A 24062-nucleotide genomic window follows, 5' to 3' on the forward strand; every position below is an offset into this window, starting at 1 on the left:
GCCTGGCTGCATGGTGAAACGTCAGGTGAAACATACTCCGAGGGTCGAACCACTCGTGCTCGCGCATCTTGCCCCAGGCATTGCCGCGGATCTGACGGCGGGCGCTGATGTGGACGGCAGGCGGATCGAAGTCGATACAGTGACGGATTCGCTCGTGGGCATGACGCTCATGGAGAGCGAAGTCGTGGGGCTCGCGGGTGATCAGGTGGATCTCCGCGGAGCCCGCTTTATCGATTCGCGCCTGACGCAGTGGGCAGTGCCTGTGTTGTCGGCCCCGGGGAGTACCTGGCGCGATGCCGAATTGCAGGAGTCACGAGTTGGCGCGCTCGACATGAGTGACGCGGAGGTGCGGCGGGTCACGATTTCTGGGGCAAAGGTCGGGTGGATCAATCTGCGGGGCTCGGTTGTTCATGATGTGGTGTTTCGTGACTGCACGTTCGACGAGGTCGATCTCGGCGGTGCGAAGATTTCGAGGGTGGCCTTTGTTGACTGTGTGACCGAGAAGCTGTCGCTCACACAGGCTCGCGGAGAGGCGCTCGACCTGCGTGGCCTCGAGTTTCACGCGCTTGAAGGCTTTGAGGGGCTTCGTGGTGCAGTTATGACGAGTGAGCAGGTTGCATTCATGGCTGACGCGTTCGCATCTCACTTTGGAGTAGTTGTCGAGGGGTAGCCGCCGTGGCTGGGCGGGAATAGTCTCGGGTGAACATTGGTTCTGGTGATTGATACCCCTGGGGGGTATGTTTAGAGTGATCCAGAAGCAACCCGAGGGGAGTCAGGATGGACAACCAGCAGAACCACCCGACGAAGCACATCGATCATGTGGACCACGCCCAGCACGCCGACGATACGCCGCACACCCACGAAGCGGGGCACGCGAGCGGAGAGAATGGTGCGCATGCTGGTCACGAAGGCCATGAACGTTCTCGCGACCACGCAGGCCATGACGCGCACGCCGGCCACAGCGGCCAGGGCGGCCACGAGAGCCACGACGGACATGCAGGCCACGGCGGCCACGAGGGGCACGTTGCGCAGTACCGGCGCATGTTCTGGATCATGCTTGTGCTTGCGATCCCGACAGTCGCGCTGTCAGGCATGTTCGCCTCGATCGTTGGGTACAGCCTCCCCGAAGTGACGTGGCTGGCTTGGGTGTCGCCGATCCTGGGCACCATCATGTACGTGTGGGGCGGCAAGCCGTTCCTCACCGGAGCAGTAGATGAGATCAAGGCTCGCAAGCCCGGAATGATGCTCCTGATCGCGCTCGCAATCACTGTGGCGTTCCTCGCCTCTTGGGCTGCGAGCCTTGGCATCGTTCACCACGAGCTCGACTTCTGGTGGGAGCTCGCCCTCCTCGTCGTGATTATGCTGCTCGGCCACTGGATCGAGATGCGCTCCCTCGCGCAGACGACGTCGGCGCTCGATTCACTCGCCGCGCTGTTGCCGGATGAGGCTGAGCGTGTCGAGGGGGACGAGATCGTCACGGTGTCGCCGAGCGCGCTCCGCGTCGGCGATGTGGTCGTCGTGCGGCCCGGCGGCAGCGTCCCCGCGGACGGTCGAGTTGTCGATGGGCGGGCATCGTTTGACGAGTCGATGGTTACTGGTGAATCTCGCACAGTAGGCCGCGGCGTCGGCGAGCACGTGTCGGCTGGCACCGTGGCGACTGACTCCGGTGTGCGGATCGAGGTCACGGCGATCGGCGACGATACCGCCCTCGCCGGGATCCAGCGCCTCGTCACGGAGGCGCAGAACTCATCGTCGCGCGCCCAGCGGCTCGCAGATACCGCCGCGGGCTGGCTCTTTTGGTTCGCGCTCGCCGCTGCCGTCGTCACGGCGATCGTGTGGACGCTCGTCGGCAACCCGGACGACGCTGTGGTTCGCACGATTACCGTGCTTGTGATCGCCTGCCCGCATGCGCTTGGCCTCGCGATCCCGCTCGTCGTCTCAATCGCGACTGAGCGTTCGGCTCGCGCCGGAATCCTCGTGAAGGATCGCCTCGCGCTCGAGAGTATGCGCCTCGTGGATTCGGTGCTCTTTGATAAGACGGGCACACTCACGAAGGGCGAGCCGACAGTCACGAGCGTCGAGCCTGCGGGCGAATACGCGGCGGACGACGTCCTCGCCCTCGCCGCAGCCGCGGAGGGAGACAGTGAGCACCCGCTCGCTCAGGCCATCGTGCGAGCTGCGCGCGATCGGGGGCTCGACGTACCCGCCGCTGCCGATTTCTCGTCCTCTCCGGCGGTTGGCGTGACCGCGACGGTGGGCGGTTCTGTCGTGCGTGTTGGTGGGCCGTACATGCTGCAGGAAGAGGGTGAGCGCGAGCTCGACGTTGCCGAGGAATGGCGGAGCCGCGGCGCAATCATTCTTCATGTGCTGCGCGGCGGTGAGGTGATTGGTGCCCTTGCGTTGAGCGACGAGATTCGCGCGGAGTCGCGTGACGCGGTTCGTGCCCTGCATAAGCTCGGGGTCGAAGTTGTTATGATCACGGGCGATGCTGAGGCGGTTGCGAACACCGTCGCCGACGAGCTCGGGATTGACAGGGTGCTCGCCGGGGTCCGACCCGAAGACAAGGCCGCTGAGGTGCTCAAGCTGCAAGGCGAAGGCAAGCGTGTTGCGATGGTCGGCGACGGCGTGAACGATGCGCCGGCGCTCGCGCAGGCAGATGTTGGGCTCGCGATCGGCGCCGGTACCGATGTCGCGATCGCATCGGCCGGCGTGATCCTCGCAAGTGACGACCCGCGTTCGGTCGTGTCAGTGATCGAGCTGTCGAAGGCCACCTACCGGAAGATGCGACAGAACCTCTGGTGGGCGGCAGGCTACAACCTCCTATCGGTGCCGCTTGCTGCAGGGGTGCTCGCGCCAATCGGGTTCGTGCTGCCAATGTCGGTCGGCGCGATATTGATGTCGCTTTCCACAGTCGTGGTCGCGCTGAACGCGCAACTGTTGCGCAGGCTCGACCTTCGGCCAGAGGTCACAACGCAACGAGTGCTTCAAAGCTGACAAACGCGTGTGCCACCGGTAGTCTCGGTGGCACACGTAAAGTCTGTTTCTGCGGGTCGGGGGGCCTGCGAGGACGCAGACGGCAGAAGGGGGAGTGCCGTGCCAGAACTCGGCCAAGGCGAGCGGGAGATCGAGCTTGCCGATCAACTGACGTTTCAGCTCTACGCAGCGTCGCGGGCGATGGTCGCCGCGTACCGGAAAGAACTGCAACCGTTCAACCTGACCTACACGCAGTATCTGACGATGCGGGCGGTCTGGAGCGGCGACGGGAGGCCGGTGACTGAGTTGTGTGCTGAACTTGAGCTCGACTCGGGCACAATCTCGCCGCTGCTCACACGGCTCGAATCCGGCGGTTTTATCTCGCGCGAGCGTGTGGGGAACGACGGCCGCCAGGTGCGAGTGTTCTGCACCGAGCTTGGTCGTCACCTGCAGGCGCAGCTCATGCACCTGCCTGGCAGCGTCGCTGAGGCCTCCGCGATTAGTGAGCCCGAGATTGAGCGTCTCTGTGGCATGCTCGGCTCGCTGCGGGAGGCTGTTCGCGGGGGCGTTTAGCGCGCCTTGCCCCGCTAGTTGGGTGGCTCGATGCCGTCCACGTAGAACCAATTGCCGTGCTCGCGCGCGAAGCGACTGCGCTCGCGCTGCTCAAAGCGCCCCTCCGGGGTTCTGCCGATGGCGGAAAACGTAACGTACCCCGTGTCGTCAAACGGTCCGCCAAGCTCGGCCTCTTCGACGATGAGTCGCAGCCACCGTGTGGTCCCATCGAGCTCAAGCTCTCTCGGTCTCGTGCCCGGATGCCAGGTGCGCAACAGATACGCCTCGTCGCCGATGGCGAACGCACTGTATCGGGACCGCATGAGCTGGGCGGCGGTGGGGGCTGGGCTCCCGCCATGGATGGGGCCACAGCACTTCAGATAGGGGTCGCCAAAGCCGCACGGGCAGGGGGCTGATGGGTTGAGCGCGGTCACGGTTCCACGCTACCCGCAACGCGGCTTGCAATCTGTACCACTGTCGTAATACAGTGGTACATGACGGGTGCTAGCCCCGTCGAAGGAAGGATCACAGCATGCAACTCGACGATTCCCGGCCCATTTGGGCGCAGCTCGTCGACGAGTTCAGGCGACGGATCGCCTCGGGGGAATGGCCGACGGGCCTCAAAGTTCCTTCGGTGCGCGAACTCGCACTCGAACTCGGGGTGAACCCAAACACCGTGCAGAAGGCGCTCGGCGAGGTCGACAGGCTCGGCCTCACACTCGCCGAACGAACGGCGGGCAGATTCGTGACCCGCGACGAGGTCGCCATCGCCAGTGCGCGTACCGCGCTCGCCGCAGCCCAGGCAACCGCGTTCGTCGCGACCGCCAAGGGCCTCGGCATGACACTTCCTGAGACTGTGCAACTGCTTGAACAACGCTGGGCGGAAGCCTCCGACGCAGCGCAGACCGAAAGGACACCCGATGAGTGAGCACCATCTGCCACCGTCGTCACCCGCGATCGAGGTGAGGGGCCTCTCAAAGGCATACCGCGGCCGTCCGGCGCTTGCCGGCCTCGACCTGAGCCTGCAGCCCGGCCAGATTGTCGGACTTATGGGCGACAATGGCTCCGGCAAGACTACGCTGTTGAAGATCCTTGCTGGGGTCCTCGCCGAGTGGGAGGGTGGTGTGCAGATCGCGGGAAGTGAGCCCGGCGCGGCGTCCAAGGCGCTCGTGTCCTTCCTGCCAGACGCGTCGTTCCTGCCCGACGCCCACAAACCCGCCGACTCAATCGCTCAATACGCGAGGTTCTTCGAAGACTTTGACACCTCTCAGGCGCGCGAGATGGTCGACTTCTTCGGCCTCCCGTGGGACCGAAGCCTGAAAGAGATGTCGAAAGGCATGCGGGAGAAACTCCAGATCTCGCTCGCGATGAGTCGCCGAGCGCGTGTGTACCTTCTCGATGAGCCGATCTCGGGCGTCGACCCGGCGTCGCGCGATGTGATCCTGCGCGGGATCCTCTCGAACTTCGCTGACGACGCGCTCATGCTCGTCTCCACCCACCTCATCCAAGATGTCGAGTCGATCGTCGACTCGGTTGTGTTTCTTCGGGGAGGCAAAGTGCTTCTCCAGGGCGCCGCAGACGACCTCCGCGAAGAACACGGCGTGAGCCTCGACGCGCTCTTCAGAAAGGTGTACGCAGCATGATCGCCAAGCTGTTGAGCCAGGAATTCATTACAACCCGCAAGACACTCCTGACCACAGTCGGAATACTGCTCATCGTGATCCTGATGGGGTACGCGATCGCGATCTTGCGCGTACCCGTTCTCGACGGGCTCGGGCTCGGCGCGGGCATAGCCGGAACGATCGCGCTCACGCCTGTCGTGCTGGCGGTGCTCGTCGCGAGCTATTGGCGCACAATGTACGGCGCGCAGGGCTACTTCACGATGACTCTGCCGGTGAGGGGCAGAACAATCTTTGCGGCAAAGGTGCTCTACGGCATCCTCGTCTCGTTTGTCGCAGCCGCGCTGACTGCCGCCCTGCTCGCACTCGCGGCGGTTGCCCTCGCAGTGTCGAAGGGCGTCGCGCCGGCAGACTTCATCCGTGAACTGCTCACGACAGTCGACCCAGGGCTCGCCTGGTTCGTAGTGGTCGCGCTGCTCATGCAGCTCGTATTCGCAGTGATAGCCGGCGCCGCGCTCATGTCAATTGGCGCCGAGGGCCGTTTCAACCACCTGGGGTTCGCAGCCCCAGTGATCTTCACCGTGGTGCTCTACTTCGTGATGCAGCTACTCGGGCTCGCGGCGATGTTGTTCATACCGTTCGGCATCCGAATCGGCGGCCCAGACGCGGGCACGTTCGTCGCGCAAGGAATGTTCCAGGACTTCCTCGCAGCGCTGAAACCTGGAGACCCGGCGGGAGCCGACCCGAGCGTCCTCGGCCTCGGAGTGCTCTTCATCTCGCTCGTGCTCGGCGTGGTGCTTGCCTGGTGGGGCGCGCTTTCGGTCGACCGACGGACATCCCTCCGCTAACGCACGACCTGCAGCTCGTGCCGTACGGCGCCCCTGATCTCAGTGAACTCGGGCGCCGTACCTGCATTCTCGATGCCGTACACCGGCGGAACCGGGAGCGAGTTGTAGTGAAACGGGTTGCTCGCGTAGTAGGCGCCGGTGTCAAGAAGCGCAACGAGGTCGCCGGGTTCAAGAAGCGGAAGCTCGCGGCCGCGAGCAACGAGGTCGCCCGCAAAACAGCACGGACCAGCGACGTCCTGCACCTCTGTGATAGCTGTCGGCTTCGAACCGCCCGCGCTATCGAACCCCTCAACCCGAAGCGGCCACGCATCGGGCATGAACACTGTGCGGGTCGCGACCTGTGCACCCGCGTGAGTGATCGCCACCCTGCGGCCACCAACCTGCTTCGTGTACTCGACATACGTTGCGATGAAGCCATGCTTCGCGAGGATACTCCTACCGAACTCGGTGACAATCTCATAGTCGCCAGAGAACAGTCGCGGGGCGCCCTCTTCGAGCGCGGCGACGTAGTCGTCGAACGCCGAGAGTGGATTGTCAGTTGCAAAGTCGACGGGAAGACCGCCGCCGATGTCTAGGGTTCTGATTTGTGCATGCCCGGCACGCGCGTTCACCTCGTCGGCGAAGCGGACGAGCTCGTTCACGCCCTCGGCGATGAGCTCGAGCGGGCAGCCCTGCGATCCGACGTGCGTGTGAGCCCTCCGTAGCCACGGTGAGGCAAGGTATGCCTCGATGAGCTGCTCGCGCATTCCAGGGTCGCGAAGCGGCACACCAAACTTCGAGTGTGCACTTGCCGTGCTCATTGCGGCGATCGAGCCCGCCCCCACCTGCGGATTCAGGCGGATTCCGATCTCTGAATCTGATCCGGCGTCCGCGAGTAGCGCCCTGACGCGTGCGAGCTCCTGGAAGTTGTCGACATTGAGCGCTGCGCCAAGCCCGAGCGCCCTGCGCAGCTCACCCCACGACTTCGCGGGGGAATCAAACACGAGCTTGTCAGGAGTGATTCCGGCCGCCAGCGCAGCGCTCAACTCGCCATCGCTCGCGACCTCGGCTCCCATGCCAAGCTCCCCGAGCCGAGCAAGTACGGGCACAAGCGGATTCGCCTTCACCGCGAACGCGTGGAGTACCGGGATGTCCCGTGGGAAGGCGCCAAGCAGGTGCTCCACGTTGAGCTGCACGCGCTCCCAGTCGAGGAACGCCACGAGTGGCGAGTGCTCTTCGTGGAGCAGCCCCTGGGCACGGGCAGCGGTGAGGATCTGTGATCGCCGGGCTGAATCGTTCATGGTTGTCGGTATCTGCGCTCTCGTGCTCGCGGTTGTGGTGCGGAAAGCGGTCGTGTGACCCCGCCCGTCAGACCAGGCTAGGAATGAAATGCACACGGCGGATCCGTCTCACAGGATGAATTCTCGTCGCATACTCGTGTCCACCGGATGAACACCGACGAGGCTCCTCCTCGTAGGGTGAAACCAAGACGGCCGGACTGCACACCTGCAGCGCGTTGAAGCCGAAAGGGGGCGCTGGATCTGTGCAGACTCATCACCAGGTTCGTGCCCCTGCCATCGCTGCCCGCGGTACGCGTCGCCGCGACCTCACCCCGGATCGTGAGGGGGCGCTGGCCGAGCCGACAAAGATCGTGCTCGTCGAGGACCACCCGATCGTGCGGCTTGGTGTTGCCACTGTGCTCGGAGCACGCGACGACCTCACGGTCGTCGCTGAAGCTGCCAACTCGGCCGCTGCGCTCGCCGCCGTCGCAGACACCTCGCCGGGGCTTGTGATCTTGCCACTTCGGCTTGGCGGAGTGAACGGCGGACTCGAACTCTGCCGCGCGCTTAAGTCCACCGAGCGGGGCCCACGCGTGATGATGTACACGTCGTACACACACCACACGGACGCGACACTCGCGTTCCTCTCGGGCGCTGACAGCTTTCTCACGAAGGATCACCCCGAGGGGCGGCTGGTCGAGACTGTGAGAGCGACTGCGCGTGGCAACCGTGTGTGGCTTGTCGGGCCAGACGCCGAGGGAGAGACCCGAAGCATCGAAGCGCGGGTGCGGGGCGCCTCACTCACCCAACGCGAGCAGGAGGTGCTCGGATTCATGCTGCAGCGCTACACGAACCAGGAGATCGCGAAGGAGCTGTTTGTGGGGGTGCCGACGGTGAAGACGCACGTGTCGAACGTTCTGCAGAAGCTTGGCGTCAACAGCCGCAAAGCTCTCTTTGCGTGACCCAAGGCCCGGGGCCGGGCAGCCCTAGCTCTGCCGGGCGCCTCATAGTTCCGCCGGGCACCTCATAGCCCCGCGATCTGCACGTGCAATGCCCAATTCGGGCGAAACCGGCATTGGGTCTGCAGATTACATACGCTGTGGCTGTGGCTGTGGCTGTGGCTGTGGCTGTGGCTGTGGCTGTGGCTGTGGCTGTGGCTGTGGCTCGGTGGTGAGAGAGCTGTGGGGCGTCGCAGCGCCCCACAGCGACTACTCGGCGCGGCTGAAGACCGCGAGTGACTCGAAGTGGTGCGTGTGCGGGAAGATGTCGAAGGCGCGAAGCTCAAGCAGATCGTAACCAGAGTCGAGCAGTGACTTCGTGTCCCGAGACAGCGCAACAGGGTCACAGGCGACGTAGACAATGTTCGCGGGCGCAAGCTCGGCGAGCTGCTGAGTGACGTCTCCGCCCGCACCCGAGCGCGGCGGATCGAGCACAATAGTGCCGCGGCGTAGGCGATCGCGCACAGGCGCTGCCGCATCGAGGAGCTCGCGGAGATACTTGTCGACGCGAGCAGTCAGCGCGCGGGCCCCGACGATCTCGGAGAGGTTCTCAGCGGCGTTGTCTGTCGCATCGGGATCGGACTCGACCGAGGTGATCTTCAGCCCAGGCCCTGCAGCTTCGGCCACAGCGGCCGCGAGCAGGCCGGCGCCGCCATACAGGTCAAGGTTGCCGGCCGCGGGGTCGAACTGGCCCGCCTCGATGAGGTCGGAGATCGCGTCGTGCACCGCCCCGAAGAGCATCGCGGGTGCCTCGCGGTGCACCTGCCAGAAGCCACCGGCGCGTACGATGAAGCCGCGATCCTCGACGAGTTCGGCGACGAGATCCTTCTCTCCCCGACGCTCCTTCTGCCCGGTTTCGGTGATGAGCATGCGGGGGTCGTCGTTCGCGGGGTCGATAAGGTCGATCGTCTGCAGACCCTGCATTGCCTCAGTGAGCGGCGCAATCTGGTTGACGCCTGCAGTCGCGAGCGGCAGTGATGACACCGGGACGACTGTGCGGCTGCGAGCCGCGTAGGGGCCGACAGCACCGGTCTCGGGATCGACGTGGAGGCGAACGCGCGTGCGGTAGCCGAGGCCATTCGCCTCGTCGTCGCCGTCGGCCGGCTCGACGAGCTCCGCGAGGGTTTCCCGGAAGTCTTCGCCATCTTCGCCAGCGAGCTCGATGTCGCCGAAGCGCGCCATCGAGTCGACGAGAACTTCAGCCTTCAGTACGCGCTGGCGCGCGAGGTCGATGTGGCCAAACTCGGCGCCGCCAGCGCGCTCTGCCGGGTCACGCTCGAGCGAAGCCTCTGCCCACACGTGCTCGCGGCGATCTTCTGAAGCGTCGATGACGCGCGTGACGGCGGCACGGGCGAACGACTTCTTCTTCTGGTCGGTGACGCGCGCGAGCACGCGCTCGCCGGGGATCGCGTCGGCGACGAACACCACGCGCCCCTCGTGGCGAGCGACGCTCACGCCGCCATGTGCAATTCCGGTGATTTCGAGCTCGATCTCGGAGCCGATTTCGAGGGGCGTGCCCTCGCGCTGTTCAGACATGAAGACTATTCTCCCACGCCAGCGAACTGATCGCGCAGGGCACAGAAAAAGGGGCCAGGGAGTAATCTCCCTGGCCCCTGATCTGAGGTGTGAAACTAGCCCTGCAGTGACGATGCGTCTGCGATCTGGTCCTTCGCGGGAGCTTCGACCTTGACAGGCTCGCCCCACTTCGTGTACTCCTGCGTACCGGTGCCAAGCCCGCCGATGTTCGGCATGACGATACGGCGCGGAAGGTCATCGGGGCCGACGAACATGTCGTAGACCATCGACTCGCCGATAGTCGAAACGAGTGCGTCGATGTCGACGCCCTCCTGCGGCTGCGCCTCGAACATCTTGCGTGTATCGAGGGTGAGCGTCAGCTGTGTGGTCTTGACGCCGTCGATCTCTGGCCCCTCGGGGTCTGCCTTGAAGTCAGTGAGGGCTTCGCCGAAGCCTTCGACCTGGGAGCCCGGGTTGACCTGATCGAGGATCGCGCCAATGTCGCCGGCGCCGCCCGGCATCGTCGACATGTCAAGGAACTTGTCGCCTGAGAGCGAGCCCATATTCATGTACATCGTGCCGTCGACAACGCGGATGTCGCCATCCATGCCGCCAGTGTTCATCTTCATCTGCATCTGGACCTTCTTCGGGTCCTTATCAATGACGACGTCTGCCTCGACAGTGCCCTCAACTGAATCGCCCATCTGCATTGACATGTGCACCGAACCCGCCGCGAACTGGGCGTCTGCGATGCGCTGCGCGAAGTCGTCCTGCGTGAGCGGGGTGCCCTTCGCAGCGGGCTCTTGAGTGGTTGTCGAGCCGCCGTCGGCGGGGGTGGAGGAGGAGCTGCACCCGGTGAGCGCGAGCCCGCCAGCGAGCAGAATGGACGTGACAAGTGTGGCCCTGCGTGAAAGCTTCATGGTTCAACGGTAACCCGCACTGCAGACATTTCGCGATTCCCCCGGGTGAATTCAGTATGTATTGCATAGGCTTGCGCGTATGCATTTGATCCTCGCCTCAACCTCACCCGCACGGCTCTCGGTGCTGCGCGGAGCAGGGATTGAGCCCGCCTGTTTCTCGCCCGAAGTTGATGAGGAAGCGGAGGTACATGCGCGGGAGGCCGAGCTCGACCGTCCGCTCACCGCTCCCGAACTCACCGAGTACCTGGGGCGGCTCAAAGCTGAGGACGTGGTGCGGCGCTACGCTGACGAGATCGCCGCACTCGGCGGCGGGCTCGTACTTGGCGGTGACTCGATGTTTCTGCTTGGCGATGAGGTTCTTGGCAAGCCACACGTCCCCGACGTCGCGCTCGAACGCTCGAAGCAGCACCGCGGCCGTACCGGAACGCTGCATTCGGGGCACTGGGTCATCGACTGCACGGCTGGCCCAGCTGACGGTGACGCAGCGCGGCTCCAGCTTGCCGACTTCGATGGGGCTCCCGCCGTCGGCAGCGTTGACACCGCGACGGTCACCCTCGCCGCAGACGTCACCGATACGGAGCTCGCACGTTACGTTGCGACAGGCGAACCACTCGAGCTGGCCGGGGGCTTCGCAATCGATGGGCTCGCAGGCGCGTTTATCGAGAAGATCGAGGGGGCGCCGAGCTGCGTTATGGGCCTCTCGCTCCCAGCGCTTCGCCGCCTTGTCCGCGACCTCGGTCACGACTACACGGCGCTGTGGAGTGGCGGCTCCCCGCTCGCGTGATAGGGGCTAGGCGCGGTCGCGTGCGAGGAGCGCGACAGTGAGCGCTGCGATAGTTTCGCCATCGGCGAGGTCGGCGCCGAGCAGTTCTTCGATGAGGGCGATCCGCTGGTAAAACACCGACCGCGACAGCCTCGCTCGTTGCGCAGCGAGTGAGCGGTTCGTTGGGTGCGCGAGGTACGCGGCGAGCACCCGCACAAGGTCTCCAGAGTGCCCGGCGCCTGCACCAGCGTCGTGCTCGACAAGGGGCCCAAGAGCAACGGCTGCGAACTCCTCGAGTTCTGGCACCCCCGCCAGTCCGCGCACGAGGTAGGCGAGTGGCCTGGCTTCCGCGAGCTGCACCGTGACGCGCGTGGCAGCGTTCCCTGCCTGCCGAACTCGCGCACCTCCGACGGGGACCGCGCCTGCGGCGGCGACCCGCTCGAGCGAGGCGATGAGTGCGCGCGGCCGCGAGGCCCCGACACCGATACTGAGGTGTGCGTGCCAGCTCGCCGGAGTCGGCTCGGGGAGCATCATCGTGAGCTCGTGGGCGAGTCGTTCTGCAAGCGGGTGAGTAGCGGGAGTGAGTGACGCGCTCGCGCGCGGGTCGTTCTGCGGGAACGACAGTAGCGCGAGCAGCGTGCGTGGCCCTGCAACCCCTTCGGGCGCCGGCGCAAGGAGTACCCGGCCCTCGGGTGCGACAGCGCGCCGGAGCGCTGTCGAGAGGATCGCCGCCTCGAGCGACTCGTGCGATCCAAAGTCCCCTGCCCCCGTGAGGGTGGCCCCAATGAGCGCCCTACCCTCGACGGGGAGGCCGCCTGATGCGAGCTGCGCTGAGAGCTCACGCTCGCCCGAGAACCTCCCGGATAGGGCCGCATCGAGCAAGCGCTTCGAGCTGAGGTCGAGCCAGGTTTCACCGTCAGGATCGGCGAGCCGCGCGAGTGCAAGCGCGAACGCCCCGAGCTCGAGGACTGTCTCTCTCCCAGCCGCATGTGGGGGGCCGTCGAACGCAGTCAGCCACCCCCAGCGGTTTCCCTGTGCCTCAACTGGAACGCGGGTCGTGCCCGCAGGCAGCGACGGGTCGGAGTCGCCTGCCGCCTGAGCGCCCGCCCAATGGTCAAGCACGGTTGCATCTGATCCTGACCAGGCAACGACACGGTGGCCTGCGTCCTCCAGCACGACAGGGGCGCCGAGGGTCGCGGCGATCCTGTCGACGACGTAGTCGACGGGGCTTCTGTTGAGTCCGAGCTCGGTGAGCATCGCGTGCACTTCGGCACGTGCCTCGAGTGCCTCGTTCTGTGCAGCGAGCACGCGCTGGTGCACGCGTTGCGTGATCTGCACGAACCTGACGACCCGGTGCAGCACGATGAGCGGGATGCCGCGCTCGCCGCAGGCCGCAACGAGCGGCGCGGGAGCCTCGCCGAATCGTGCCCCAAGCTCAAACACAATCGCTGCAGGATCGGCATCGACAAGGGCGGTCACGAGCGCGTCGAGGGCCGCGGCCTGTTCGGGGGAGGAGGTGGTGCGCGAAGGATCGGCGCCGGCTGGGGAGGCCTCTCCTCGGCCGAGGCCTACGGGGTCTGGCCAGCCGGCCCCTGTCGTAAGTACGAGCTCGCCGCCGTCGAGCAGCGCGGGGGCGTCGCTGCCTGCGACGACGTGTGCCCAGCGCACGCCGCGATCGAGGCCCACTTCTCCGGTGACGAGTTCGGGGGCACCCGCGGTGAGTTCGGCGAGTCCGAGGACATCGCGGACCGAGGGGAGGGGGCTTGCGAGTGCGTTCACATACAAAGTGTACGAAACTTTGCGGAATTGGCGATACTTTGCCGGGTGCCTACGGAGTAATTCGCTGAAAGACTTGCATGTATGCGGGCATTGCGGCCCGAACACATTGCTCGAATGCGAGCGATACTCGAGAGGAACACAGAAATGGCGCACATTCCCCACGTCATCGGCGGCGAGAAGGTCGAAGCGGCTGAGCGCACTCAGCCCGTCTACAACCCGGCGACCGGCGAGCAGCAGCACGAGCTCGGCATTGCCTCGGTCGCAACTGTCGAGCAGGCAATCGCCGCGGCTCAGGCGGCGCTCCCGATGTGGCGCAAGACAAGCCTCACCAAGCGCGCAGACGTGTTCTTCAACCTGCGCCAGCTGCTCAAGCAGCGCACCCCCGAGCTCGCGGCGATCGTCACGAGCGAGCACGGCAAGGTGCTCTCGGACGCGGCGGGCGAGATCGCCCGTGGCCTCGAGAACGTTGAGTTCGCGTCGGGCCTCCTGCACGTGCTGAAGGGCGAGCGCGACGAGCAGGTCTCGACAGGCGTCGACGTGCACTCGGTCAAGCAGCCGGTTGGCGTTGTTGCAGCAATCACCCCGTTCAACTTCCCCGTCATGGTGCCGCTCTGGATGATCGCCTCGGCAATTGCCTGCGGCAACACCGTCGTGCTGAAGCCCTCTGAGCGCGACCCCTCCGCCTCGGTCTTCATCGCCGACCTCTTCCGTGAGGCTGGCCTCCCCGACGGCGTGCTCAACGTCGTGCACGGCGACAAGGTTGCTGTCGACACGCTGCTCGACAGCCCGACAGTCAAGGCGATCAGCTTCGTTGGCTCGACCCCCATCGCGAAGTACATCTACGAGCGCGCAGCAGCAAACGGCAAGCGCGTACAGGCACTCGGTGGCGCAAAGAACCACATGATCGTGATGCCCGATGCTGACCTCGACATGTCGGCTGACGCAGCCGTTTCGGCGGCGTATGGCTCGGCCGGCGAGCGTTGCATGGCAGTTTCGGTGGTTGTCGCAGTTGGCGGCACCGGCGACGCACTCGTGCAGAAGATCGCTGACCGCATGAAGGATCTGAAGATCGGCGACGGCACCGACCCCACCTCCGAGATGGGCCCGCTCATCACGAAGGAAGCCAAGGAGCGCGTCGAGTCGTACGTCGCGGGCGCCGAGGCCGAGGGTGCAACTGTTGTCGTCGACGGTCGCGAGACCAAGTTTGAGGGAGGCGGCTTCTTCACCGGCGTCTCGCTCATCGACAACGTGCAGACCGACTCGAAGGTCTACCGCGACGAGATCTTCGGCCCAGTACTCGCGGTTGTGCGCGTTGACACCTATGAAGAGGGCCTCAAGCTCATCAACGACCACCAGTTCGGCAACGGCACTGCGATCTTCACCCGCGACGGTGGCCTCGCACGTCAGTTCGAGTTCGAGGTTGAGGCCGGAATGGTCGGCATCAACGTGCCGATCCCCGTGCCCGTTGGCTCGTTCTCGTTCGGTGGCTGGAAGGATTCGCTCTTCGGCGACTCGCACATCTACGGCCCCGAGTCGATCCACTTCTACACCCGCTCGAAGGTCATCACCACCCGCTGGCCGAACCCGGACCAGTCGAAGGTTGACCTCGGCTTCCCGAGCAACAGCTAATTCAGGAAGAGAGGGAGAGACAGACATCATGGCTGACTACATCGACCTGAACGGTGCCGAGCAGGCATTCGGCGACACCGACGCCCAGCGCGAGGTGCGCGAGAACGATCGTGGCTACGTCTTCCACTCGTGGTCGGCGCAGGGCGCGATCAACCCGATCCCCGTCGCAAAGGGCGAGGGCGTGCGGTTCTGGGACTACGACGGCAAGGAATACCTTGACTTCTCGTCGCAGCTCGTCAACCTCAACCTCGGGCACCAGCACCCCGGCCTCGTGAAGGCAATCCAGGAGCAGGCTGGCCGCATGGCGACGATCCAGCCCGCGATGGCGAATGACGTGCGCGGCGAACTCGCAAAGCGCATCGTCGAGAAGTCGTTCGACGCTGCTCGCTCGGTGTTCTTCACCAACGGCGGCGCAGAGGCGAACGAGTACGCTGTGCGCATGGCGCGTCACCACACGGGCCGTCAGAAGGTGCTCGCGCGGTTCCGCTCGTACCACGGCTCGACCGCGACGGCGATCACCCTCACCGGTGAAGCACGTCGCTGGCCGAACGGCACGCCCGACGCCGGCGTTGTGCACTTCTTTGGGCCGTACCAGTACCGCTCAGAGTTCTACTCGGAGAGCCCCGAGCAGGAAGCGGAGCGCGCGCTCACGCACCTCGAGCACACAATCGAGCTTGAGGGACCGAACACGATCGCCGCGATCATTCTTGAGACCGTCACCGGCACCAACGGTATCTTCGTGCCGCCGCCCGGATACCTCAAGGGTGTGCGCGAGATCTGCGACCGTCACGGCATCGTGCTCATCTGCGACGAGGTCATGGCCGGCTTCGGCCGCACCGGCGAGTGGTTCGCGTACCAGGGCTTCGATGTGCAGCCCGATCTCGTGACCTTCGCAAAGGGTGTCAACTCGGGCTACGTGCCGCTCGGCGGCGTCGTTGTCTCGGAAGATATTCACAACACCTTCGTTGACAAGGCGTTCCCCGGCGGCCTCACCTACAGTGGTCACCCGCTCGCGTGTGCGGCAGGCGTCGCTACCTTCGACATCTTCGAAGAAGAGGGAATCATTGAGCGCGTTCGCGACCTCGCAGCGCGCGTCATCGAGCCCCGCCTGCGCGAGCTCGCGGCGAAGCACAAGTCGGTCGGCGAGTACCGCGGCACCGGCATGTTCTGGGCGCTTGAGCTCGTTGTGGATCGCGACAGCCGCGAGCCGCTCGCTGGCGACGCGTACAACGCGGTCATCGCGGCGTGCAAGAACGCCGGCCTGTGGCCGTTCGCTGCGGGCAACCGCCTGCAGATCGCGCCGCCGCTCGTGATCAGCGAAGAAGACCTCGTGAAGGGCCTCGACATCATCGACGCTGCGCTCGAAGTGGCAGATAGCTACTACACCGGTAACTAATTCGTCAGCACTGAGGGGCCTGGTTTGCAAAAACCAGGCCCCTCGTTGTTTGCCCCTGTTTCTTTCTGTGCAGGCGGGTCAGAATAGAACAGTTCCTCCAAAGGCGGGGGAAAGAGTTTCTAGGAAGGATCCGTTCATATGAGCGCTCTCGAAGATATTCAGAAGTACGCCCCGGGCGCGAGCCCAGCGGTTGTCGCGGAGCTGGAGCGCGTGTACGCGCTCGCACTGCAGGACGCCGACGCTCGGCTTGTCTCGTACAGCGACTCGGCTGAGCTTGCGCTCGTGCGCGAGAACTTTGTCAAGGGCAAGCTCGGAGTGGCCGAGTCTGACGCCGCAATCGATGAGGCGATTGCCACCGTCGGCGACAGGGTTCCCGGCCACAAGCAGCGCCTCACGGTCTACTACCTGCTCGCCGCGCACTACGGCAAGCTCGGCGTCTTCGGGGGCTAGCCGAGGGCGGACGGCGCAGCACAGGTACACCTTTCACTCGCGACCACGGGACATTTGGCCTCATTTGGCTGCGTTCTCGTGAGGTAGATGTGCTCGGTGTCGGTGTCGGTGCCGATGTGAAGGTCGAGGTGCAGACCGGGCGCCGCAGCCCACCGCGCGGCCGAGTAGGCTGGCAACAGACCGGCCACCCACGGAGGATCGCCCATGCTCGACGCCCTCACAGGTTTTGTGGTCGTGGGGTTTGCGATTTTCATCGGCTGGGTGCTCGGGAGGACTGGCGTCCTTGACGTCTCCTCCCGGGCGGTGCTCGCGAAGCTTGTCTACTGGGTACTGTCGCCAGCGCTGCTCTTCGTCGTGCTCTCAAGCGCCGACGTTGACGCGCTGTTCTCCTCGCTGCTGCCAGTCTCTGCGATCGCAGCGCTCACGGTAATCGTGACCTACGCGGTCGTTGCTCGTGTCGTGTGGCGCCGTCCGGCCGGCGAAACGGCGATCGGTGCGCTCTCGGCGGGGCAAGTGAACTCAAGTAACATTGGAATCCCACTGTCGCTCTACCTACTTGGAAGCGCTGCGTTTCCCGCCCCCGTCGTGCTCTTCCAACTGCTTGTGCTGACCCCCGTTGCGCTCTCGATTCTTGAGGTCTCGGCCGGCGGGAGGTTTCGAGTGAGTGCGATTGCGCGGGCGCTCGTGAGTCCGATTATCGTTGGATCTGCGCTTGGAGTGCTCGTCTCAGTGCTCGGCATCAAGCTGCCCGAGGTTATCTTCGCGCCGATCGAGCTCATCGCGAACGCGTGTGTGCCAGTGCTGCTCATCAGCTACGGCGTTTCGCTGCACGGCCAGCGCGTGCTGGGAGCCGGCGGCAGGCGAGGAGAGGTCATTCTCGCGAGCGCCTTGAAGTTGCTCGTGATGCCCACGCTCGCCTGGTTCTTCGCGACCGCAGTGTTTGGGCTCGGAGCGCAGGAGACGTTCGTCGTCGTGGTGCTCGCAGCCCTGCCGACAGCCCAGAACGTATTCAACTACGCACAGCGGTTCGGCGTCGGCGAGGATGTCGCGCGAGACACCGTGTTTGTGACGACGCTCGGCTGCATTCCCATACTCGTCCTGGCGACGGTAGTGCTCGGCTAGCCGAGCACGGACTACGGTGTTGATCCGGTTGCTACGGGCATGTCAGGGGTGTTCGCCCACTGCGACCATGATCCCGGAAAGAGTGCACCGTTCCCGCCAGTCAGCGCGAACGCAAAGAGCGCGTGGCTCGCGGTGATGCCAGAGCCGCAGGAGAATCCGACCCCAGACCCGGTTGCTGCTTCGAGTGAGAACCTTGCCCGGAGCGCCTCGGTGGGAAGGAACCTGCCGGCATCGTCGAGGTTCTCAGAGGTCGGAAGGTTGATCGCCCCAGGGATGTGTCCCGCAATGGGATCCATCGGCTCGACGTCACCCCGGTAGCGTTCTGGCGCACGCACGTCGAACAACACGTGTTCCTGAGCGAACTGCCCGACGTCCTCGAGCGCGAGTGTGGGGAGGTGGCCCGGGGTGAGGATCACGGTTCCCGGGGCAGGAGAAGGCTCTGTAGTCTCGAGTGCAAATCCGGCCCCAATCCATGCTGGGAGCGCGCCATCGAGCAGTCGAACGCGATCGAAGCCTGCGTCGCGCAATAGCCACCACAATCGCGCAGAGGCAAGATTTCCGCCCCCGTCGTATGCAACAACCGAGTCGTCTGGGTGGAGGCCCCAGCGACGGGCCGAGTGCGTGAGCGCTTCGCCCCCCGGCAGTGGGTGCCGCCCGAGCTCGGCGACGCCGTGCGCGGAGAGCTCGGACTCGAGGTCGACGTAGACAGCGCCCGGGATGTGCCCGGAGCGATAGTCGCTGTGGCCCGAAGGCTGCGTGAGCGTCCAGCGGACGTCAAGCACTCTGGTTCGTGGCCCGTCGCCCGCGAGCGCCTGGGTCTGGAGGATGTCGTGGAGCTCCGCTGGGGTCACGAGAAGGTCGCGCCGTGCGTCGTCGGTGGGGTCGCTCATGGGGCGATCGTACGCGATGGCGCTCCGCGCGCGCTCAGCCAGCGAGGCGAATAGTGCATAGCACTATTATGTAAATTCTGTATACTTGCACCGTGACCGAACTCAACCAGCCAAATCCGACGCCCGACCAGGGTCCGCTCGCGCTCGAACTTGCCCGTGCGGCCGCCCGCCTCACTCGGGCCGCGAGCAGGATCCCTGGCGTGACATACTCATCGATCGCGTGGCGCGTGCTTGCCGACCTCGAACGAGACGGCGCTGCCAGGGTCACGGAGCTTGCGCTCGCGCAGCGGGTCACGCAGCCGAGTATGACCACGCTCGTGCAGCGGCTCGAAGGCGAAGGCTGGATCGTTCGCTCACCCGACGCGAGCGATGGGCGCGCGACCCTCGTCGGCATCTCCGAGGCAGGCGTGCGAGCGCTCGCTGGTTACCGCGAAGGCGCTGCCGCGCTCATCGTGCCAGCGTTGAGTCGGCTGGATGGACCCGACCGTGCAGCGCTCGCCCGCGCTGCCGAACTGATGCTCCAGATCGCTGACGAGGTCTAGCAGGAGGCGCCGTTCGAACCTTGCTCTCCTTCACCGGAGCGCAGTGACCACGAACACCTACACCCAACCAACCCACACTCACAAAGGAACGCTTACGAATACAACGGAGCCCCGCACATCACTGTTCAGGCAGCCCACGGCAGTCTGGGCAATCGCATTCGCCTGCGCGATCTCGTTCATGGGAATCGGACTCGTAGACCCGATCTTGCCGAAGATCAGTGAAGCGCTGAACGCGAGCCAAAGCGAAACCATGTTGCTCTTCACGAGCTACCTGTTCGTGACAGGCATCGCGATGTTCTTCACAAGCTGGGTCTCGGGTCGAATCGGCGTGAAGTGGGCGCTGATTGCCGGGCTGACACTGATCGTCGTGTTCGCGGGCCTCGCGGGTCTCGCAGGCTCGGTCGACGCGATCATCGGCTTCCGTGCAGGGTGGGGGCTCGGCAACGCGCTCTTCCTCTCAACTGCTCTCGCCGCAATTGTGGGAGCAGCGTCGGGCGGATCGCGGCAGGCAATCGTGCTGTACGAAGCGGCCCTGGGCGTCGGTATGGCTGTCGGCCCGCTCGTTGGTGGAGCGCTTGGCGAGATCTCGTGGCGCGGTCCGTTCTTCGGAACGGCGATCCTGATGGCGATTGCTCTCATCGCCATCCTCGTGCTCCTGCGGTTCCCCAAGCAGAGCGCGGCTGAGCGCTCGGCCGCCCGCGCGGCGGCGCCGTCGGTGACTGCGAGCTTTCGGGCGCTCGGTAACCCCGCGCTGCTCTCGCTGTCGCTCGTCGCGGTCTGCTACAACTTTGGGTTCTTCACGCTGCTCGCCTACAGTCCGTACCCTGTCGAGGCAGCGGCGCAGGCGGCCGGCTTGGACTTCGGGGCGCACGAGCTTGGCCTCGTGTTCTTTGGGTGGGGCCTCGCGCTCGCCGTCACCTCGGTCGTCGTCGCGCCGATGTTGACTCGCAGGCTGGGGCTTCGGCCCGTGCTATTCGTGGCGCTCAGCCTCTTCGCGGTCTGCCTCGTGTTGCTTGGCGTGTGTGTTGCTTCGCTTGCAGCTCTTGTGTCGCTCGTCATCGTGAGTGGGCTTTTGCTTGGTGTGATGAACACTGCGCTGACCGAGGCGGTTATGGAGGCCACTGACCTGCCAAGAAGTGTCGCCTCATCAACGTACTCGGGTGTGCGTTTCATCGGTGGAGCGGTTGCGCCCGCCATCGCCGGCCCTGTTGCGGCAGCGCTCGGTGCGCCTGCCCCATACTGGATAGGCGCCGCGGCGGTTGTCATGGCGATCCTTGTGCTCGCGTTGATGGGAAAGCATCTCGCTCACATCGGCGAAGAGCGCGACGGAGGCTCGGTACCGTCGGAAATTGCCGAGGCCCAGGCTGTTGGCGTGGGAGACGCGAGCTAGCGGCCAGGTGCCACCGGCGAGTGCGCCGCATCGCGTTGTTCAAGGACCTGCCCGAGCCGAGCAGCCAGCACGTACAGGCGATCGTCGAGCTTCTCGAGGCGTGCATCGGTGGCGATGAGGCGCGCCTCGAAGCCATCGAGCCGTGCGGTGAAGGTCTCCTCGAAGCCGTCGAGTCGTGCGGTGAAGGTCGCTTTGAAGCCGTCGAGTCGTGCGGTGAAGGTCTCCTCAAAGCCGTCGAGCCGTGCGGTGAAGGTCTCTTCAAAGCCTTCCAGCCGTGCAGTGAAGGTCGCATCGAGTGCGTCGATCCTGCGTGTGAACTTCTCGTCGAGTGCGTTGGTTTGCAGGGCAAAGGTCGTGTCGAGTGTGTCGATTCTTGCGGTGACGTTTGTGTCGAGTGCGTCGATTCTTGCGGTGACGTTTGTGTCGAGTGTGTCGATTCTTGCGGTGACGTTTGTGTCGAGTGTGTCGATTCTCGCGCCGACCGCTCCGAGCCAACCGGTGAGCTTTGCGTCGAGAGTGTCGGCTTGCCCCGAAAGCCTCACGTAGAGTGTCACCATCTGGCGAGTGAGCTTCGCATCAAGCCCCGAAACGGCCTCGTCGAGCCTCGTCGCAAGGCGCCGTTCCAGGCGTCGAAAGCCCTGGGTCATGAGCCCGCCGAGGGTTGTGGCCGCGAGGGCGATTCCGAGCAGGCTCGCCACCGTATCGAGATATTCCAAGGATGCCCTCCTATCGCCGCGATCGAGTTGCTTTTACGCTACGCCTGTTGTGTCCAGGATGGGGGGGTGAAGTGCGATATCTGTGGAAAACTCTCCACCCTGGCCAGGTCGGCCGCGGGTGGAGAGCTCGGATTTGGTGCGCGACGAAGCTCTGGGCTTCGCAGCTCCGGTAGTGCGTGTGCGACGCGAGTTAGCGCCCGCCAGCCGCCAACCGCATGAGATCTGAGTCAAGGTTGATGCCGAGCTCGGTTCCACCGGCGCTGCCGTAGGAGTGCTGGTAGGAGTCCCAGCCCTCGCCGCGCGCGTTCTCACGGAATCCACTCGCGACGAGTGCCATGAGCTCAGTCGCCGCCCTGTCGACGCGCCCGCCGAACTCGCTGCTGTTCCAGTCGTCAGGCGAGCTGACGAGCGACGTCGGGGCCGTCACCGTACGCAGGTAGGAGAAGAAGCCGCGGAGTTGATCGTCGACGACAAGTGAGTGCCTGGGGCTTCCTGCGGTGGCCGCGAGGAGTACAGGCGTGCCGATGAGGAGATCGTTGTCGAGCACCTGGAAGAACGAAGTGAACAGGCCACTCGCGGCTGCCTTGTACACGGGCGTCGCGGCGATGATCGCATCGGCGTCGCGCAGGATGTCTGACGCGCGCTCAAGCTCCGCTGAGACGAGCTGTGTGGTGAGGGCCGCCATGATGTCGCCTGCGAGCGGGCGAAGGTCGATGACGCGGGCTTCCATCTCGATGCCGCGGCGCTTCGCCTCTGCGAGCGTTTTCGTGGTTGCTCGGTCTGCGAGCAGGCGAGTGGTCGAGGGGTCGCTCGTTCCGGCGTTAACGATGACGAGCTGTTTGGTGTCTGCCATGATTGGGTTCTCCTGCATTCTGCAATCGAAAGTTCGGGTTGTGTCGCTCGCGGTCACTCGGACCGTGAAGCGATGAGTTTCTGGGTGAGGCGTTGGAGCTCGCGGAGCTCGTCAGGTGAGAGCGCGCGCATGGCTTGGCCGACGTCGCGCCCGTGCGCGCGCCCAACCTCTCGTTGCACGCGCGCCCCCTCGTCGCTGATCTCGATGAGTTTCGCGCGGCCATCCTCTGGATCCGGCTTGCTCAGCACGAGGCCGCGCGTTGCGAGGCGATCCACCATCCGTGACAGGGCTGGCTGGCTGAGCAGCACCTCTTCCTGAAGGTCACAGAGGCGCATCGCTTCGCCGCGTTTGACGAGCGTGTAGAGCACGTCGTACTCGCGCATGCTGGCTTCGCCCCAGATTGGCTTTGCACTGAAGTCGCTCGAGAGGCGCGAGTGCGCGGTCATGAGTGACTCCCAGGCCTCGTTTGCGAGCCGGATATCGGTTCTATGACTGCTCACTGTCGTGATCCTCTCAGAGTGTGGTGGGCGCGTGGGGCAGCAGGTGCAGGCTGCGGGCTACAGGCCGAAAGCCGAGCCGGCCTTCGCTGGGCTGTCCTGGTAGGGCGAGCCGCCGGTGACGTTGTCGCCGCGGTTCGGGTTCGGGCGCGGCTCGCGGGGTGCAGCGTCACCGTACTTCGCCTTGATGAGATCCGCGTGCGACGGCGCCTCAGGCACCTCGGGGTCGCGGAGCTTCGCGAGCTCGGCGCGCAGCACAGGCAGCACCTCCGAGCCGAGCAGGTCGAGCTGCTTCAGTACAGTGTCGGTGGGGAGCCCGGCGTGGTCGACGAGGAACATCTGGCGCTGGTAGTCGCCGAAGATCTCGCGGAACGAGAGGGTCTTGTCGATGATCTCCTGCGGGCTGCCGACACTCAAGGGCGTCTGGTGCATGAAGTCCTCGAGCGACGGGCCGTGACCGTAGACGGGCGCCTCGTTGAAGTATGGGCGGAAGTCGCGAAGCGCGTCTTGCGAGTTCTTTGCGACGTATGCCTGGCCGCCGAGGCCGACGATCGCCTGCTTCGCCTTGCCGTGTCCGTAGTGCTCGTAGCGCTGGCGGTAGAAGTTGACGAGGCGCAGCGAGTGGGCTGACGGCGCGAAGATGTGGTTCGAGAAGAAGCCGTCGCCGTGGAAGGCTGCCTGCTCGGCGATCTCTGGGGTGCGGATCGAGCCGTGCCACACGAAGGGCGGCACGTCGTGAAGTGGCCGCGGCGTTGAGGTGAAGCCCTGCAGCGGAGTGCGGAAGTTGCCCTCGTAGTCGACGACGTCCTCGCGCCAGAGGCGGTGCAGCAGGTTGTAGTTCTCGAGCGCGAGTGGCAGCGCCGAGCGGATGTCTTTGCCGAACCACGGGTAGACGGGGGCGGTGTTACCGCGGCCAAGCATGAGGTCCATGCGGCCGTCTGCGAGGTGCTGCAGCATCGCGTACTCTTCGGCGATGCGCACGGGGTCGTTTGTGGTGATGAGCGTCGTGCTCGTCGAGAGCTTCAGGGTTTTCGTTTGCGCCGCAATGTATGCAAGGAACGTCGTGGGGGTCGAGGAAAAGAACGGCGGGTTGTGGTGTTCGCCGATCGCGAAGACGTCAAACCCAACGTCTTCTGCGTGCTTCGCGATTGTTGCGAGGCCCTTGATGCGTGCCGCCTCGCTCGGGGTGTCTCCCGTGACTGGGTCGCGGGTGACGTCAGAGACGGAGAAGATCCCGAATTCCATTGTGTGCTCCTGGGTGTTGGTGCGGTCTGGTGCGCGAGTGCGGTGTCCGGGAGGCCCCGTCCGCACATTTATATGCGCTTGCATGTAAATGTAACGGGGAATGCTG

24 protein-coding genes are annotated in these 24062 nt (G+C 64.9%); 14 read left to right on the plus strand and 10 right to left on the minus strand.

Features of this window, described 5'->3' with window-relative positions:
* Nucleotides 1-10: 10 nt before the first annotated feature.
* From KI794_RS00210 to KI794_RS00220, 3 genes are all read left to right on the plus strand, one after another.
* On the plus strand, nt 11-670 hold the full coding sequence (locus KI794_RS00210) for a pentapeptide repeat-containing protein (protein ID WP_255808679.1): 660 nt from the start codon (nt 11-13) through the stop codon (nt 668-670).
* A 107-nt stretch (nt 671-777) separates the two neighbouring features.
* Nucleotides 778-2994 carry a heavy metal translocating P-type ATPase gene (locus KI794_RS00215; protein ID WP_255808680.1) on the plus strand — a complete coding sequence of 739 codons (2217 nt, stop codon included), beginning with the start codon at nt 778-780 and terminating at the stop codon, nt 2992-2994.
* A 99-nt stretch (nt 2995-3093) separates the two neighbouring features.
* On the plus strand, nt 3094-3546 hold the full coding sequence (locus KI794_RS00220) for a MarR family winged helix-turn-helix transcriptional regulator (RefSeq protein WP_119281862.1): 453 nt from the start codon (nt 3094-3096) through the stop codon (nt 3544-3546).
* Nucleotides 3547-3560: 14 nt separating this feature from the next.
* Here KI794_RS00220 and KI794_RS00225 read toward each other — a convergent pair whose 3' ends face one another.
* Nucleotides 3561-3959 carry a YchJ family protein gene (locus tag KI794_RS00225; RefSeq protein ID WP_255808681.1) on the minus strand — a complete coding sequence of 133 codons (399 nt, stop codon included), beginning with the start codon at nt 3957-3959 and terminating at the stop codon, nt 3561-3563.
* 98 nt (nt 3960-4057) lie between these two features.
* On the opposite strand from KI794_RS00225, the gene KI794_RS00230 reads away from it, so the two are divergent.
* From KI794_RS00230 to KI794_RS00240, 3 genes are read left to right on the plus strand one after another with little or no spacing between them, the layout of a single operon-like run.
* Nucleotides 4058-4453 carry a GntR family transcriptional regulator gene (locus tag KI794_RS00230; protein ID WP_255808682.1) on the plus strand — a complete coding sequence of 132 codons (396 nt, stop codon included), beginning with the start codon at nt 4058-4060 and terminating at the stop codon, nt 4451-4453.
* Complete coding sequence (locus KI794_RS00235) at nt 4446-5168, plus strand: ABC transporter ATP-binding protein (RefSeq protein WP_255808683.1); 723 nt, start codon at nt 4446-4448, stop codon at nt 5166-5168. Before KI794_RS00230 ends, KI794_RS00235 begins: the two co-directional genes overlap by 8 nt.
* Nucleotides 5165-5992 (plus strand): hypothetical protein, encoded by an 828-nt coding sequence (locus tag KI794_RS00240; RefSeq protein WP_119281858.1) that lies wholly within the window; start codon nt 5165-5167, stop codon nt 5990-5992. Before KI794_RS00235 ends, KI794_RS00240 begins: the two co-directional genes overlap by 4 nt.
* Here KI794_RS00240 and KI794_RS00245 read toward each other — a convergent pair.
* A complete protein-coding gene (locus tag KI794_RS00245) occupies nt 5989-7272 on the minus strand; it encodes a diaminopimelate decarboxylase (RefSeq protein ID WP_255808684.1) in 1284 nt (427 codons plus the stop codon). The two genes, KI794_RS00240 and KI794_RS00245, sit on opposite strands and share 4 nt — an antisense overlap.
* A 242-nt stretch (nt 7273-7514) precedes the next feature.
* Here KI794_RS00245 and KI794_RS00250 point away from each other — a divergent pair, with 242 nt between their 5' ends.
* Complete coding sequence (locus KI794_RS00250; RefSeq protein ID WP_255808685.1) at nt 7515-8213, plus strand: response regulator; 699 nt, start codon at nt 7515-7517, stop codon at nt 8211-8213.
* Between the two features lie 246 nt (nt 8214-8459).
* Here KI794_RS00250 and KI794_RS00255 read toward each other — a convergent pair whose 3' ends face one another.
* Complete coding sequence (locus tag KI794_RS00255; protein WP_255808686.1) at nt 8460-9785, minus strand: class I SAM-dependent RNA methyltransferase; 1326 nt, start codon at nt 9783-9785, stop codon at nt 8460-8462.
* 95 nt (nt 9786-9880) lie between these two features.
* Complete coding sequence (locus KI794_RS00260; protein WP_119281854.1) at nt 9881-10684, minus strand: hypothetical protein; 804 nt, start codon at nt 10682-10684, stop codon at nt 9881-9883.
* A 79-nt stretch (nt 10685-10763) separates the two neighbouring features.
* Between KI794_RS00260 and KI794_RS00265 the strand changes: the two genes are divergently transcribed.
* Nucleotides 10764-11468, plus strand: coding sequence for a Maf family protein (locus KI794_RS00265; RefSeq protein ID WP_119281853.1), 705 nt, complete (start codon nt 10764-10766; stop codon nt 11466-11468).
* A gap of 6 nt (nt 11469-11474) precedes the next feature.
* Here KI794_RS00265 and KI794_RS00270 read toward each other — a convergent pair whose 3' ends face one another.
* On the minus strand, nt 11475-13226 hold the full coding sequence (locus tag KI794_RS00270; protein WP_255808687.1) for a PucR family transcriptional regulator: 1752 nt from the start codon (nt 13224-13226) through the stop codon (nt 11475-11477).
* Nucleotides 13227-13370: 144 nt separating this feature from the next.
* On the opposite strand from KI794_RS00270, the gene KI794_RS00275 reads away from it, so the two are divergent.
* From KI794_RS00275 to KI794_RS00290, 4 genes are all read left to right on the plus strand, one after another.
* Entirely contained in the window at nt 13371-14855 is a 1485-nt protein-coding gene (locus KI794_RS00275; RefSeq protein ID WP_119281851.1) for a CoA-acylating methylmalonate-semialdehyde dehydrogenase, read from the plus strand.
* 28 nt (nt 14856-14883) lie between these two features.
* Nucleotides 14884-16251: an aspartate aminotransferase family protein gene (locus KI794_RS00280; protein WP_119281850.1), complete on the plus strand. Its 1368-nt coding sequence runs from the start codon at nt 14884-14886 to the stop codon at nt 16249-16251.
* A gap of 138 nt (nt 16252-16389) precedes the next feature.
* Nucleotides 16390-16701, plus strand: a complete 312-nt coding sequence (locus tag KI794_RS00285) for a DUF2853 family protein (protein ID WP_119281849.1) — start codon at nt 16390-16392, stop codon at nt 16699-16701.
* A gap of 204 nt (nt 16702-16905) precedes the next feature.
* A complete protein-coding gene (locus KI794_RS00290; protein ID WP_255808688.1) occupies nt 16906-17823 on the plus strand; it encodes an AEC family transporter in 918 nt (305 codons plus the stop codon).
* 11 nt (nt 17824-17834) lie between these two features.
* Here the strand turns inward: KI794_RS00290 and KI794_RS00295 are convergent, their stop codons facing one another.
* Nucleotides 17835-18713 (minus strand): sulfurtransferase, encoded by an 879-nt coding sequence (locus tag KI794_RS00295; RefSeq protein ID WP_119281846.1) that lies wholly within the window; start codon nt 18711-18713, stop codon nt 17835-17837.
* A gap of 92 nt (nt 18714-18805) precedes the next feature.
* Here KI794_RS00295 and KI794_RS00300 point away from each other — a divergent pair, with 92 nt between their 5' ends.
* The gene (locus KI794_RS00300; protein WP_119281845.1) at nt 18806-19255 is read left to right on the plus strand and encodes a MarR family winged helix-turn-helix transcriptional regulator; all 450 of its coding nucleotides are present in this window, start codon (nt 18806-18808) and stop codon (nt 19253-19255) included.
* 43 nt (nt 19256-19298) lie between these two features.
* On the plus strand, nt 19299-20645 hold the full coding sequence (locus KI794_RS00305) for an MFS transporter (protein WP_370647836.1): 1347 nt from the start codon (nt 19299-19301) through the stop codon (nt 20643-20645).
* Here KI794_RS00305 and KI794_RS00310 read toward each other — a convergent pair.
* The 4 genes from KI794_RS00310 to KI794_RS00325 form a co-directional block, all read right to left on the minus strand.
* Entirely contained in the window at nt 20642-21361 is a 720-nt protein-coding gene (locus KI794_RS00310; RefSeq protein ID WP_255808689.1) for an apolipoprotein A1/A4/E family protein, read from the minus strand. The genes KI794_RS00305 and KI794_RS00310 overlap by 4 nt on opposite strands.
* Nucleotides 21362-21551: 190 nt before the next feature.
* The gene (locus KI794_RS00315; protein ID WP_255808690.1) at nt 21552-22214 is read right to left on the minus strand and encodes a CE1759 family FMN reductase; all 663 of its coding nucleotides are present in this window, start codon (nt 22212-22214) and stop codon (nt 21552-21554) included.
* A gap of 53 nt (nt 22215-22267) precedes the next feature.
* Nucleotides 22268-22714 carry a MarR family winged helix-turn-helix transcriptional regulator gene (locus KI794_RS00320; protein WP_255808691.1) on the minus strand — a complete coding sequence of 149 codons (447 nt, stop codon included), beginning with the start codon at nt 22712-22714 and terminating at the stop codon, nt 22268-22270.
* 57 nt (nt 22715-22771) lie between these two features.
* On the minus strand, nt 22772-23956 hold the full coding sequence (locus KI794_RS00325; protein WP_119281840.1) for a CE1758 family FMN-dependent luciferase-like monooxygenase: 1185 nt from the start codon (nt 23954-23956) through the stop codon (nt 22772-22774).
* Nucleotides 23957-24062: the final 106 nt, after the last annotated feature.

Origin of the sequence: Leucobacter aridicollis (assembly GCF_024399335.1) — a bacterium.
In the GTDB taxonomy this organism is placed as follows: Bacteria; Actinomycetota; Actinomycetes; order Actinomycetales; family Microbacteriaceae; genus Leucobacter; species Leucobacter aridicollis_A.